Genomic DNA, 13,577 nt, shown 5'->3' with positions numbered 1-13,577 from the left:
GACTGCGCGGTTTGTTGTCGACCAATCCAGGGGTTTCACCCCTGGCTAACCAATGACATCGCTCCGCGATTGAGAGCGCCCGATCGTCTCCGCGATTGAGAGGCAACCTAGGGTGGCGGTCACGCTTGACTTTCCCAACCCACGACTAGGCTGGCGATGATCGCTGGCAGAAAGATCGCTGCGGCGTCGGCAAAGCGACCGATTGGCGGGCTGGTTAGAATCACAAACGCATCGTTGAAAATGACAAATGTGATGCCGACGATCACCAGTGCCGCCCAGCCCGCGGGCGGGCACAGCGGAACGATCGGCCGCGCCGCAGTGGCTCGATACAACAACCATCCCATGCCGGCCAATAGGCTGGCCAGGAAAAGTGGGTGCATCGTGAGATTGGCGGCAGTGCCCCACGCCGCTCGACGCAGCGCCAGGCCTAACCACAGCACGTAGCCACGCGGCGAATCGGCCAAGATTGCGCGGTTCATGGCCCCAATTCGCCGATGCACTCGGATTTGCCTGGCATCCTGCTGGCCGTCTTGCTCGTCGGCCTGTTCCAATTGTTTTGCCAGTGGCCAAATCACGTTGTAATTGATGTCGCCCCACTGCGATTCCAACGTCAGCGTGGGCAGCGGCCCGCCGCCTTCGACCGGCAACTCGTACCCGCCTTCGGTAAGCCCCTCGGCGACTCGCTTTGCCAGTTCGCCGCCGGGGCCGTCCAAGTGCCGCAATCGGTCGGTCGGCACGGTCTGGACCAAGATTGCCGACAGGTTTTGGTGGCCAAACGGCAGGATGCCAAAGTCGTTGACGACGGATTTTCGCAGTGTCATCCAGCTCAGCACGACCAAGCCGACGGCGACCGCAATCCCCATGCCTAGCCAACGCCCGGTCCGCTGCGGAGGATCTCGATCGGCGGACACCGGGGCCTTGTTCGCAAGCAACCAACCGGTGACGGCCAACCAGGGGATCAGAAACAGATATGCCGGGCGTACAAAGATCGTTACGATCGCGAGTAGGCCGCAGCCGATGGCTGCTGTGGTCGATCGGGTGCGTGTGCTGCGCATCAGCAAGACGGCTGTGATGACGGCGAGAGAAACCGCGGGCGCGTCGGTTGCCAGCGTGCTGATGTGATCGCTTGCGGTGCAGCCCAGCAGGACACAGAACGCCGCTGCCAAAGCCGAACGAATTGGCATCTTGCGAGCGATCAGTTCTTCGCCCAACATCCACGACGCAATCGTATGCAACAAGAGTTGCAACAACGGTACAGCCGCGATACCGACGGTCGCTTTGGCCAGGGCCAAGAACAGCGGGTAGCCCGGCGTCCGGATCGACAGCAGGGCATCGGTCAGCGAGCCAAACGGATACTCCAGATAGCTAGGCGTATCGTTGACCGCGTGAGCGACCAGACGCCCGGACGCCGCCGCCAGAGTGACGGCGACCACCGCCAGGACAATCAACCGAACGATGCTGCCACTGGCGATGCGGTCACTGGAGTTCATCGGATGTCGGCCTTGGAATCAGCCACGGTTGATCGCGTCTTCGCCGTCGTTGCGGGTTCGTTTCTGCAGGTACAGACGAATCGGTACTTCGCCGAACTTCAAATGGTCTCGCATCACACTCAGCAAGTAACGCTGGTAGTCGTTTGCGATCGCTTTGGGTTCGGAACACATGATGACAATGGTCGGCGGCTCGGTGGCCACCTGCGTCGCATAAAAAATCTTGGGGCGACGGTTCTGGTACAGCGGTGGCTGCTGGGCTTCGATCGCACTGCGCAGCAGCCGGTTCAATTGCCCCGTTGAAACTCGTTCACGGGCTTGTTTGAACAGCATCGTCGAGTGGTTCAGTAGAGCTTTGACGTTCTTTCCGGTTTGGCCGGTGATGAATGCGATCGGAGCATAGGCGAGTGTGGGGAAGGTTCGACGCAGGTATTTTACCCAGCGGTCGGTGGGGACGGTGCCGATCAGTTGGTCCCATTTATTGACCACAAAAATACAGGGTTTGTGGTTTTCGATCACGTAGCCGATCAGCTGTTTATCGACTTTGCTGATCGTTTCGCTGGCGTCAAAGAACATCAGCACCACATCGGCGCGGCGGATGCTGCGTTGGGCCCGGTGCATGCCGTAGAACTCCAGGTCGGTGCGTTGGCTTTTCCGCTTTCTCAAACCGGGCGTATCGATGGCGATAAAGGTTTGGCCGTCGACTTCGAAGTGCACGTCGACGCTGTCGCGGGTGGTGCCAGGCACTTCGCTGACGATCATCCGATCGGTTTCCGCCAAGGTGTTGACGAAGGTGCTTTTGCCGACGTTGCGGCGTCCCACGATCGTCAACTTCATCGTCGCTTCGGTGGCGGTTTCGTCCGACGGCGGCAGCCGATCGCGGATCAATTCCAGCAATTCGTCACGGTTGCGGTTTTGCGTGGTGCTGACGGTTACCAAATGGCCACGGCCGAGCCGATGGAATTCGTCCGCCAAGGTGTCGTGGTGCGTTTGGTCAGCCTTGTTGGCCACCAAAATCACCGGCCGCTCGACGCCTCGCAGCCGGTCCACCACCAATTGGTCCAGCGGCATCAGACCGGTTTGCACGTCCACGACCAACAGGATCACGTCGGCCGAATTGATGGCCAGTTCGATTTGATGGCGGACATCCGCCGTCAAGTCGTCTGCGTCCTCGATCCCCAACCCCCCCGTGTCGGTTAGTTCGAAATACTTTTCTTCGTATTCGATCATCGTCGTCATGCGATCTCGCGTGACGCCTTCATAATCGTCGACGATTGCCAAACGCCGGCGCGCAAGCCAGTTAAACAGACTGCTTTTGCCGACATTGGGTCGGCCAACGATTGCGACTTTGGGGATGGCCATGGAGCTAGCTGGTCGGACTGTATGAGACAAAATGGAGGGTGTGCCAATCGGGTATGTTAAACACCGTGGTGCAAAACAAGTAGGCCGTGTGTTATCTATGACCGGTATGCCCAACGAAGATTATCCCAACGAATCGCTGCAACCGGCCTCGATCTTGCACCAAGTCGGCGGCTTGGCCGAGCATCTGCAGCGTTTAGGCGTCCAGTGGCTGCCGGTACCCGCTGCGGAAAACAGCGACCGCTTGGCCGCAGAATTCCAGTTTTCGGGCTCGGAAACCGATCCCGGCACGGTCGCCGATCCGGCGGTGACGGCGGTGGATTCAACCGTCTCCACCCCGATGGCCGACGCTCCGCCAGTCACTGCGCCAGCTGAAAACCCTGCGCCAGCGGAAACTGCTGCACCCCGGCCGATTCAGCGAGCCGCCGCCCCGAGTGGCAGCGCAGGGGCCTATCCCGGCGCCAGTTTAAGCGCCGCCGAGCGAACCGAGCAGCTGGCCGCCTGGGCCGCCCAAGCCGCGGTCTGCACCCGCTGTGAAATTCTGGCCAAGTGTCGAACACAAACGGTGTTCGGCGAAGGCAGTGTGATGCCGAAAGTCGTGTTCTTTGGGGAGGCTCCTGGGCGCGACGAAGATTTGTCGGGGCGGCCGTTTGTCGGCAAGGCCGGCCAGCTGTTGACCAAGATGATCCAGGCCTGCACCTTTGACCGCGAAGACGTCTACATCCTGAACTCGGTCAAGTGTCGCCCGCCGAACAATCGCAACCCGGAACCGACTGAGATTGAAAACTGCCGCGAGTATTTTAGTGCTCAATTGAATCTGTTGCGTCCGCAATACATCGTTTGTTTGGGCGCCGTCAGTTCGCAAGCGTTGTTAGAAACCAAACTGTCCGTCGGACAGTTGCGAGGAAAATTTCACCAGCACTTTGATAGCAAAGTCGTGGTGACGTATCACCCGGCTTATCTGTTGCGAAATCCCGCCGCCAAGAAAGCGGCCTGGGATGATTTACAGATGATGTTGCGCGACGCCGGAATTCTTTGATTCACCGCGCGATGTGTCGGGTTTTTGAAGCTTCGCTTTTGCCTGAGCGATTGCTTTTTGGTAACCCGAAGCGTGAGCGAGGGATCCCGTTCACACCCTAAATCCCTCGCTCACGCTTCGGGTTACCGTAAAAGCGCAACTTCAAAACTCACGCGTCGGGTTGCGATGAAAATCACACCTTCAATCGCGTTCGGCTTGGAGACATCTCTGTTGTTTCCGTGACCAAATGAGAGTGCTTTGGCGCGGTGGCAAAATATTCGTATTGACCCATTCTTGGATCTGCGAACAATCTGGATCTATCGCGGATGCAACCCCGAGGCGAATGGATCGCCTTCGTGTCCGCCACGTTTGAATTTCCACGATGTGCACGGAGGCCATCCCATGCGACACGCGTTCGACGACCGTCAAACCGTTTCTTTTCGCACGACCACAGGCAACCAGACGGCCAAGCATTCGCTTGCATCGTCCTGCAAGTCACCAGTGATGACCTCTGCATCGATCGACTACTTCGAATTCGATGAGGATGCACCGTCTGCGCCGTTGATGCTGGCATCCGTCCTGCCCGAGTCCCGCTTCTTTGCTTGCGAAGACCTGCGTTGGTCGGACTGTGTGGAGGATGCGGCGGAGTGCCAACCTGGAAACGTGGTGCTGTATCGGATCGGTGAAGGCGAGCCCAATGAAGTCATCGCGCAGGCACTTGCACGCGGTGCATCCGGGATTTTGACGGAGCAATTGCTGCCCTGCCCGTTGCCCCAGTGTGTGGTGGGGAGCATCGATCTGGCGTTGGCCAAAATTTCCTCGGCACAGCACCAAGCACCGGATCGAAAACTACTGACCGTCGGTGTGCTTGGTCAAAGCGGAAAAACATCGACCTGCCTGCTGGCTGCAACCTTGACCAATGCGCTGGGCATGCGCACGGCCTATCAATGTGACTTGGGTTGCAGTGATGGAGTCGTCAATCAGACCTCCACCGACTTTGTTCCGATCGGCGCGCCACTGATCGATTGGTTGGCGGAATCGGGCGATAGCATGAGCCGGTTGGCGTTGATCGAGATCGATGAGCATGCGGCTCGAGACGGACACTACGATGCGATGCAGTTTGACGTGTTGATCGTGACCGGAAAACGCGAGCTGTCAGAGGATTTCGGACCCAGCGGGCTGCATTGCTTGGTCGAACGCTTGGCTGCCAACGGCGTCGTGATCGCTCCTGAGGAAGATGCCAGAACGAGATCGTTGTTGGAGGATGCCGATTGCCATCACGTCAGCTATGGCAACAGCGCGTCAAGTGAATTCAGCGCAGTGATCCTGGACCAGTCCGGTGGTATGTCGACGATCATGTTGTCGGCCGGTGACACCAGCGCGATGATGGAAACGCCACTGTGTGGGACTGCGATGGCATCCAATATTGCTGCCACCGTGGCCTTCGGCGCGCTGCTTGGTCACTCGCTACAAGACATCGCCAAACATCTCAACGCGTTGCGGTCGATCCCTGGTCGCGGGCAACGCCTGGTTGATTTCGGTCGCGCCACCGTGGTGTTGGAAACCGGCGGCACGGCCGAACGAGTTTCCGGGGCGCTGCGAACCGCCAAAGCCACCGGAGTCGGCGGGCGAGTGTGGTGTGTGTTGGTGATTGGCAACGAACAATCCGAAGACGACTTGGCGGGTTTCGGTCGCAGTATCGAACGGCATGCCCATCATTGTGTCGTCACCTCCCAAGTCGATCAAACCGGTTCCTTTCTGAAACGCGCCCATCATCTGTTGGATGGTGTCAAGGAATGTGCGGCGATGCGATTGGTCGCTGATCAAAACCAAGCGATCGAGTGGGCCGTGCAATCCGCTGGTCCGCGTGACACGGTGGTGGTCATCACCAATCGCCGCGAGCAAACGGCGCATGCCGCCAGAACACAGTTCCAAGCGATCGAAACCTTGGTGGAATCGTTGCGCGAGGTCAGTGAGCCGGAACAGTTCGCTGAGCAGGATTCCGAGAGCGGATTCCCGATCACCTTGAAACTGTTTCCTTAAGTGGCGTAAGCTTCCAGCTTGCGATCACAGGATGCGAATGATCCATTCGACCAGTGAGACAAGTGCGATCGCGATCAACACGAGTGTCGCGATCCGGATTGTGGACGGTTGGGGGAAACGGCCCAGGAGCGCGACGCGTCCGCAAATGATCGCGGCGGCGATCGCGTAAATCGCCAACAACAGCCCGCCTAAATTGGCGGTTGCTGCAGCAAGGATGTCGGCGTGCATGAAGTGTGCCCAGGCGGTGGTCATTCCACAACTGGGGCAACGGATGCCCCACAGCATCCGAATCGAACAGGGCGGCAGACCCAATTGATGATGCGTCCCCAGGCCAACTGGGCTGGGTTGCAATTGGGATGCAACCGCCAACATTCCCGCTAGCACCAACGCAATGGACGCTGCGATGCCGCGCAGCAACCAACCGCCTGAGACGCTTGCCGTGGAAGTTTCTGGAACTGGTTTCAAATGATTTGGGCGGCCATGCCGTGCGAGTGGCGTGCAGGAATGCTATTCTGGCGTCTCAACTCTGAACGACGCAACCTACTGTTTTGTCCGAGCCTACGTTTCAGTCTATGACAAAGCACAACCTTCAAAAGTGACCTGTGAAGTACGCGATTTGCAACGAAACCTTCGGTGATTGGCCGCTTGAAAAAGCACTTCAGCTGGCAAAAGAAGCGGGATACACCGGTTGGGAGGTCGCACCGTTTATGTTGACCGATGACCTGTCGCAGTTCACGGCCGAGCAACGCAGTGCGTATCGAAAGACGGTGGAGGACCACGGTCTGCAGATCATCGGGTTGCATTGGTTGTTGGCCAAGACCGAAGGCTTTCATCTGACGACGTTGGACCAGGCGGTTCGCAGCAAGACGTCAGATTACTTGGGGCAATTGGCAGAGCTTTGCAGTGATTTGGGAGGCGACGTGATGGTGCTCGGGTCGCCAGGTCAGCGCAATTTTCCTGCCAGCCAAACCGGTGAACAAGCGATGCAGGCCGCAGCGGAGTGTTTGCGCGCGGTGGTTCCGGCATTGCAGCGGTTTGGGATTCGCATTGCCATCGAACCACTGGGTCGCGGAGAAGGCAATTTTTTGAACACCGCTGCCGAAGGGCGCCAGTTGGTCGATCTTGTCGGCAGCCCGCTGGTCGGATTGCACCTGGATGTGAAAGCGATGAGTGACGAACCGACGCCGATTGTCGAAATCATTCGTGACAACGCCGATCTGATGATGCACTTTCATGCCAACGATCCCAATTTGAAAGGTCCCGGGATGGGCGACATCGACTTCCGCCCGATCTTTAAGGCACTCGACCAGGTCGGGTACGACGGATGGGTCAGTGTCGAAGTGTTCGATTACTCACCGGGGGCGGAAACGTTGACTCGCCAAAGCATGGAAAACATGCTTGCCGCCCAGTCGTGATTCGCGGACGACTGGCGCCGTCACCGACCGGTGCCCAGCATCTGGGGAACGCTCGCACTCACTTGATCGCCTATTGGGCGACACGCCAGGCGGGCGGTGAGTTGGTGTTGCGGATCGACGATTTGGACTCGCCACGTGTGAAGGATTGGGCGGTCGATCAAGCGACCGAAGACATTCGCTGGTTGGGCATCGATTGGGACGACGGGCCCAGTCGGCAAACCAAACACCAACCGGCTTACCAACAGGCGCTTGATCAGCTGACCACCGGCCAAGCGAATCTAGCCTATCCCTGTTATTGCTCGCGTAAGGACATTGCCGAAGCACTCTCGGCGCCGCATGAGACTCGTTTTCGCGGCGAGGGGCCTCTTTATCCAGGGACCTGCGCGGGATGGAAACCCGGTGATCCGATTCGTACACAGGATCACTGTTGGCGGTTTCGCACCAGCGACAACGAAGTCCGATTTGACGACTTGGTGCTGGGGCCCCAGGTCTGTCATCCGGCAACTGAATTGGGTGATTTTCCGATCACCAGCAAAAACGGCCAGGCCACTTACCAGTTGGCTGTTGTGGTGGACGATGTTCGACAAGGAGTCAACCAAGTTGTCCGCGGCAACGACCTAGTGGCCAGTACATTTCGTCAGCTGGAATTGTACAAGCGGCTTGGCCACTCCGTCCCCGAGTACGCTCATGTGCCGCTGGTCTGCGGACTCGATGGCCGGCGGTTGGCCAAACGGCATGGCGATACGCGTTTGAGTTTCTATCGCGAGCAAGGTGTCTCGCCCCAGCGGATCGTTGGTTGGGCCGCGCACAGTTTGGGTTTGATCGATCAACCGGAACCCTGCCAGGCGGCAGAGTTGGTTGATCAATTTGATTGGAGCCTGATTCGCCGCGAAGACACGCGAATCGATTCCGAGCGATTGTTTCTATCGAGGTGACCCCCGCTGCCAAATGCCGCTGCCAAATACCGCTGCGGGATTCTGCCGCTTGTCCCGATTGCCTGAACCGTCGGGGCTGGCCGGGTGCTGGGGAATGCTCCTCTGGTTTGTGTCGTTGCGATTGCACGGCCCATCTGCTGGGGGAATGGGGGGGAAATGGGCATCCGGTGTACATCGCTCGACCGGCTGGGCCGATCAAGCTTGAACAACAACGATGCCAAAGGTGCGTGACCACAAAGAACGGTCCCGGGGGCGGAGTCAAGATGTGCTGCATGAATCGAAAGGAATCGAATCGTGAAGACCCAACTGCTGCAACGGATTGCGATTGCGTTAGGATTGGTGATTGCCATTGGGCAAGCTCCGGAATCTAGCGGAGGTGATCCGTCGGAAAACCGCTGGAACCAATTCAAGCCACCCAGTAAACCGATTCCGTCGTCTCGGCAGCCACGGGCGACAGCGGCATCGGCGTCCACCCCGGCTCACTCGGTTGCGATGCAGGCGGCCGTGGAAACGTTGCCACCGCCTCGTTCCGAGAGTGTGTTGCCACAAATTGCCGCTCCGGATCCGATTGTCGATCCGGCTCCGCAGCCAGCGGTGGAACCGTATCCGTTTCAGACAACGTTCCCACCCGGACAACTCTCGCCGCTGACGGTTCCCGGTGCACCGCGAATTCCACAGGCCGAGGATTGTGAATGTGGCAGTTGCCAGTCGGCCGGGTGCGGAGTGGGCGGTCTGGGTGGGGTGGGCGGCGGACTTTACGCTCAACCGATCTCGCCGTGGTACGGCGGCGTCAGTTCAACGTTTTGGTCGGTAGCTGACAGTGATGATCGTTCGATGGTCGCCTACGACAACTTGCTCACGGTGGTTCGTAGCAGCGAAATCGGCTCGGATTCCAGCAGCAACAACAGCGGCCAAAGTGGCGTTGATGTTCACGCCGGCCGCTACTTGGGTTGCGGTTGCTACGGTTTGGACATCGGTTACCTGTACTGGGACCCCGATCCGGATTCTAAATCCGGTTTTGATCGTGGTTCGGGCCTGCGCTTCCTGTCGCCCGCACTGCGCGACGTGTCGATCGACCGTGGCGGCGGGGCAATCACGGTCTTCGATGACTTCGACAACAACGCGACAGAGATTCGAGCGACGCGTGACATTGCGTTGCAAGGAATCGAAATCAATCTGTACCGATTCGGGTTGATGGGGGCACGACGATTGGGATCCACCGGGCCGGCTTGTCAATTTGGTATCCAGGCTGTCGCCGGTAGCGGTTACTACGGTGGTGCGATTGGGCCGTTGGCGCGTCCCGGATCGTCACGGCTGCGTGTGCAAACCATGCACGGATTTCGCTGGTTGCAATTCAAAGATGAACTGCAGGTCGCGGGAGACGTTGACGGCACGCCAGGTCTTTCGGGTAGCGATTTGTTCTATGACATTCAGACCGAAAACAATCTACTGGGATATCAATTTGGCACGCGGTTGTCGTATTGCCTGGGACGGCGAGCGATGTTGAACTGCAGCGGCAAAATGGGGTTGTATGCCAACGACGTGACCTACCGTCAGCGCATCGGAACCGACACCACGTTGGCCTTTGCCACGGCCCAAGGCCCTGGCGCCGGCGACATCCTGACCAACGACCATGAAACCACGCTGGCGGGGCTAGGTGAATTGGATTTGGGACTGGGGTATCGATTGAGTGCCCGCTGGACGGCTCGCATCGGCTATCGCGTGATGGCTTTGTCCAACGTCGCAACCTCAATCTCGCAACTGGATCCGGACTTTACCACGGCCGCATCGAGCGCGATTGTGAATGCCGACGGCAGTCTGGTCGTGCACGGTGCTTATGTGGGCATTGACATGAATTGGTAGCCGCCGCGGCGCTACGATTGTTGGCCGGCGTATTGCAGACTGCGGCGGACCAGGCCTTTGACCGCGTCGAAGTCGGCCTTCAAAGTGACTTCCATGTTGACGTTCCATTCCGGACGCAGGCGACGATCGAACACGGACATGCCGCAGGTCAGTGTGCCCTGCGTTTCGACTTTGCCGGCCATCTCGGTCCATTGAAACAGTTCCGGTTCAACCACGGCGGCGATCGTTGTCGCGTCAATCAGCGGTAACAGTTCGCGCCCGAGTCGCTGGTGAGAGGCGCGGAATGCGTAGGGCAGTAGCTGGTGCAACAGATTCCCGGCGCGAGTCGTTTTTGCCGGCAGCTGTTCCAATAGTTCGACACCGAAACTGATCTTTTGTGTCACATCCAACGGGACCAAGCTTTTTGTCGTTGGCGAGCTGAACACGTCGCTAGCGGCCAACGGATCGAAATGCAGGTTGAATTCGGCGACCGACGTGGCGTTACCGGAGACGCGAACGGCACCGCCACTGACAACGACCTTGTCGATCAACTCAATCACATTCGCATCACGCTGGCACAACCGTGCCAAATTGGTCAGTGGGCCCAAGCACACCAGCGTGATTTCGCCGGGGTACTGTCGCAGCAGTTCTGCGATCACTTTCTCGCTGGTCGGCACATGTTGGCGCTCGGTCTGGCTGATCTGGAAATCGCCCAGCCCGCCGACACCGTTCAAGAAGCGATCGTCACTGACCGCTGCGTCTTCCGGCGGCGTTGCTTTACCGATTCGCGGGTATCGGGGGGGATCTAACGCCGAAACGATTGCGCCGACGTTGGCCGTTGCCTGGGGGGCGGTGACCGTTCCCGCCGTCGCAGTGATCGCCAACACTTCCAACCGAGGGTCAAACAGAGCCGCGGTCAGGGCCACTGCGTCGTCAATTCCCGGGTCACAGTCAATGATGATTTTTCGTGTCATGACAGAAAGTGTAGGTTCAGCGGCGTTTCGAAACGAGCCCGTTCCGTTTACTCTGTGCCAAGAGCGGAAAAATGGCGTCCGGTGGGGCGAAAATTCTGCCCGACCGAACTTTTTTGAGCAGACATTTTCCCCTGCTGTGGTTTCCTGTTCTCCTTTCAAGAAATGAACGTATGCCTCGTTTCCAAGACGCCATTGCCCAGGCCCAGTCCGGTCGAGACCTGTCGGCCGAGCAGACAGCCGACCTGATCGATCAAATGTTGAGCGGCCAGGCCGATGACGACCGCATCGGCGAACTGTTGTTGGCGCTGCGTGAGAAAGGAGAATCGGTGTCCGAGATCGTCGGTGCCGCCCAAGCCATGCGCCGGCACATGACAAAAATTCCTCACAGCCACGATCGACTGCTCGATACCTGTGGCACCGGTGGTAGCCGCAGTGGAACGTTCAATATCAGCACCGCGGTGGCGATCGTCACCGCGGCCTGCGGCGTCGCGGTCGCCAAGCATGGAAATCGCAAGGCCACGAGTGTGACCGGTTCCGCGGACGTACTAGAAGAATTGGGGGTGGGCATCGAATCGGATCCGGATGCGGTCGCCAGACGCCTGGACGATTTGGGATTGTGTTTCTGTTTCGCGGTCAAGCTTCATCCCGCGATGAAACACGTCGTCGGTGTGCGTCGCAAATTGGGCGTGAAAACACTGTTTAATCTGCTCGGTCCGTTGTGCAATCCGGCCGCGGCAACCCACCAGTTGCTGGGCACCAGCGAGCGAGACACGCAAGACAAGATCGCCCAGTCGATCGCGTTGTTGGGCACCACACGTTCCTTTGTCGTTCACGCCGGAGACGGTCAGGACGAAGTTTCCTTGGACGGATACACCGACGCGATCGAAGTCCAGGACAACGCCATCTGTGACCGACACCGTTGGACCCCGGCCGATTTCGGGTTGCTGCCTGCCGGGGTCGAAGCCTTGTCGGCTAGCGGACCGAGCGAAAGCGCTGCGATCATTCGTCGCATCTTGGACGGTCAACCGGGGCCCCAGCGTGACACTGTGGTCGCCGGCGTGGCCGCGGCATTGTTGTTGACCGGAGCGGTCGATTCGCTGGCGGTTGGCGTTCAAGAAGCACAGCAGGCGATTGACAACGGAGCCGCCAAATCCAAATTGGAACAATTGGCAACCGCGAGTGGTTGATTGCCACGATTGACACCGGCTCCTACACTGGCATGGACAAATTATCTCACCGGCAATCCCACTAGATCTATGACTGCCACTGATTACGCCGCCCGTTTCCGAACCATCCGCGACAAAGTCGAAGCGGATGAACGATTGACGCTGGATGACGGGATTTTTCTCTATGACCCCGCTGTTCCGCTGCAGGAAGTCGGCGAGTTGGCGAATCTGGTGCGCGAACGAAAAAATGGCAACGTCGGCTATTTCAATATCAACACCCACCTGAATCCGACCAACGTTTGCGTCTACCGTTGTCGGTTTTGTGCCTTTCGCAGTGACCTGCGCGACCCCAAAGGCTACGCGATGAGCGACGAACAAATCGTTCAGCGCGGACAAGAAGCGACCGAAAATGGTTGCACCGAAATGCACATCGTCGGTGGGTTGCACCACAAGATGCCTTACGAGTGGTATCGCGGCATCATCGAACTGTTGTCCGACAAGTTTCCTAAAATTCATCTGAAAGCGTGGACCGCAGTTGAAATCAACTGGTTCGAATTTCAGACCAAGAAATCGAAACAGTGGGTGCTAGAGGATATGCGTGCCGCCGGCCTGGGCAGTATGCCCGGTGGCGGTGCGGAAATCTTTCACCCCGAAGTCCGTGATCAACTCTGCGAACACAAAGCCAACACGCACGAATGGTTGCAGATCCACCAGACCGCGCACGAGATCGGTTTGCGGACCAATTGCACGATGCTCTATGGCCACGTCGAACAGGCTTACCACCGAATCGATCACCTGATTCGCTTGCGGGATCTGCAGGACCGAACCGGCGGGTTCCAAGTCTTTATTCCCCTGGCGTTTCATCCGGAGAACACCAAGCTATCGGACATCAAAAAGCCATCGGCATTGATGGATTTGCGAACCATGGCGATCAGCCGATTGATGCTGGACAACGTTCAACACATCAAGGCCTACTGGATCATGCTGGGCATTGAAACGGCGCAAACCGCACTGGCCTATGGAGCCGATGACATTGACGGAACTGTACGGCATGAATTGATCTATCACGACGCCGGAGCCACCACGCCGCAATGTTTGAGTGTCGATCACATCAAACAATTGATTACCGAAGCCGGCCGAGATCCGATTGAACGCGACACGGTTTACAACCACGTGCATCGCGAATCGAATGATCTAACCCGCTGGACCGCCGGTGCGCCGGTCGCTGTCTAGAAAGACAGTTCGACGCGTGAGTTTTGAAGCCAGCGCTTTTACGGTAACCCGACGCGTCAGCGAGGGATTTAGCGTGTTGACGGGATCCCTCGCTGACGCGCTTTG

At 58.3% G+C, this 13,577-nt stretch carries 11 protein-coding genes; 7 read left to right on the top strand and 4 right to left on the bottom strand.

The window, feature by feature from the left end:
* Window positions 1–119: 119 nt before the first annotated feature.
* Together NHH03_RS25590 and der are read right to left on the bottom strand one after the other, a co-directional pair.
* Window positions 120–1,490: a glycosyltransferase family 39 protein gene (locus NHH03_RS25590; protein WP_253161135.1), complete on the bottom strand. Its 1,371-nt coding sequence runs from the start codon at window positions 1,488–1,490 to the stop codon at window positions 120–122.
* Window positions 1,491–1,508: 18 nt separating this feature from the next.
* On the bottom strand, window positions 1,509–2,849 hold the full coding sequence (gene der / locus NHH03_RS25585) for a ribosome biogenesis GTPase Der (RefSeq protein ID WP_253161133.1): 1,341 nt from the start codon (window positions 2,847–2,849) through the stop codon (window positions 1,509–1,511).
* A 106-nt stretch (window positions 2,850–2,955) separates the two neighbouring features.
* On the opposite strand from der, the gene NHH03_RS25580 reads away from it, so the two are divergent.
* Together NHH03_RS25580 and NHH03_RS25575 are read left to right on the top strand one after the other, a co-directional pair.
* A complete protein-coding gene (locus NHH03_RS25580; RefSeq protein WP_253161131.1) occupies window positions 2,956–3,885 on the top strand; it encodes a uracil-DNA glycosylase in 930 nt (309 codons plus the stop codon).
* A 381-nt stretch (window positions 3,886–4,266) separates the two neighbouring features.
* Complete coding sequence (locus NHH03_RS25575) at window positions 4,267–5,907, top strand: glutamate ligase domain-containing protein (protein WP_253161129.1); 1,641 nt, start codon at window positions 4,267–4,269, stop codon at window positions 5,905–5,907.
* A 24-nt stretch (window positions 5,908–5,931) separates the two neighbouring features.
* On the opposite strand, the gene NHH03_RS25570 is transcribed toward NHH03_RS25575, so the two are convergent.
* Window positions 5,932–6,372, bottom strand: coding sequence for a DUF2752 domain-containing protein (locus tag NHH03_RS25570; protein WP_253161127.1), 441 nt, complete (start codon window positions 6,370–6,372; stop codon window positions 5,932–5,934).
* A gap of 137 nt (window positions 6,373–6,509) precedes the next feature.
* On the opposite strand from NHH03_RS25570, the gene NHH03_RS25565 reads away from it, so the two are divergent.
* From NHH03_RS25565 to NHH03_RS28300, 3 genes are all read left to right on the top strand, one after another.
* On the top strand, window positions 6,510–7,322 hold the full coding sequence (locus NHH03_RS25565; RefSeq protein ID WP_253161125.1) for a sugar phosphate isomerase/epimerase family protein: 813 nt from the start codon (window positions 6,510–6,512) through the stop codon (window positions 7,320–7,322).
* Window positions 7,319–8,257 (top strand): tRNA glutamyl-Q(34) synthetase GluQRS, encoded by a 939-nt coding sequence (gene gluQRS / locus NHH03_RS25560; RefSeq protein WP_253161123.1) that lies wholly within the window; start codon window positions 7,319–7,321, stop codon window positions 8,255–8,257. Before NHH03_RS25565 ends, gluQRS begins: the two co-directional genes overlap by 4 nt.
* A gap of 294 nt (window positions 8,258–8,551) precedes the next feature.
* On the top strand, window positions 8,552–10,120 hold the full coding sequence (locus NHH03_RS28300) for a BBP7 family outer membrane beta-barrel protein (protein ID WP_253161121.1): 1,569 nt from the start codon (window positions 8,552–8,554) through the stop codon (window positions 10,118–10,120).
* 11 nt (window positions 10,121–10,131) lie between these two features.
* Here NHH03_RS28300 and NHH03_RS25550 read toward each other — a convergent pair whose 3' ends face one another.
* Complete coding sequence (locus tag NHH03_RS25550) at window positions 10,132–11,073, bottom strand: nucleoside hydrolase (RefSeq protein WP_253161119.1); 942 nt, start codon at window positions 11,071–11,073, stop codon at window positions 10,132–10,134.
* Between the two features lie 170 nt (window positions 11,074–11,243).
* Between NHH03_RS25550 and trpD the strand changes: the two genes are divergently transcribed.
* Both trpD and mqnE read left to right on the top strand, forming a co-directional pair.
* Window positions 11,244–12,260 (top strand): anthranilate phosphoribosyltransferase, encoded by a 1,017-nt coding sequence (trpD, locus tag NHH03_RS25545; RefSeq protein WP_253161117.1) that lies wholly within the window; start codon window positions 11,244–11,246, stop codon window positions 12,258–12,260.
* Between the two features lie 69 nt (window positions 12,261–12,329).
* Window positions 12,330–13,472, top strand: coding sequence for an aminofutalosine synthase MqnE (mqnE, locus tag NHH03_RS25540; RefSeq protein WP_253161115.1), 1,143 nt, complete (start codon window positions 12,330–12,332; stop codon window positions 13,470–13,472).
* The last annotated feature ends 105 nt before the right edge of the window (window positions 13,473–13,577 follow it).

This window comes from Stieleria tagensis (assembly GCF_024129865.1).
GTDB lineage: Bacteria > Planctomycetota > Planctomycetia > Pirellulales > Pirellulaceae > Stieleria > Stieleria tagensis.
The sequence above is the reverse complement of the archived record's forward strand: the minus strand, read 5'-3'. Positions and strand labels throughout refer to the sequence as shown.

Excerpts from the sequence above, each read along its gene's own strand:
- trpD (WP_253161117.1), top strand. The coding sequence starts at position 11,244 with ATGCCTCGTTTCCAAGACGCCATTGCCCAGGCCCAGTCCGGTCGAGAC.
- NHH03_RS25550 (WP_253161119.1), bottom strand. The coding sequence starts at position 11,073 with ATGACACGAAAAATCATCATTGACTGTGACCCGGGAATTGACGACGCA.
- NHH03_RS25590 (WP_253161135.1), bottom strand. The coding sequence starts at position 1,490 with ATGAACTCCAGTGACCGCATCGCCAGTGGCAGCATCGTTCGGTTGATT.
- der (WP_253161133.1), bottom strand. The coding sequence starts at position 2,849 with ATGGCCATCCCCAAAGTCGCAATCGTTGGCCGACCCAATGTCGGCAAA.
- NHH03_RS25580 (WP_253161131.1), top strand. The coding sequence starts at position 2,956 with ATGCCCAACGAAGATTATCCCAACGAATCGCTGCAACCGGCCTCGATC.
- mqnE (WP_253161115.1), top strand. The coding sequence starts at position 12,330 with ATGACTGCCACTGATTACGCCGCCCGTTTCCGAACCATCCGCGACAAA.
- NHH03_RS25575 (WP_253161129.1), top strand. The coding sequence starts at position 4,267 with ATGCGACACGCGTTCGACGACCGTCAAACCGTTTCTTTTCGCACGACC.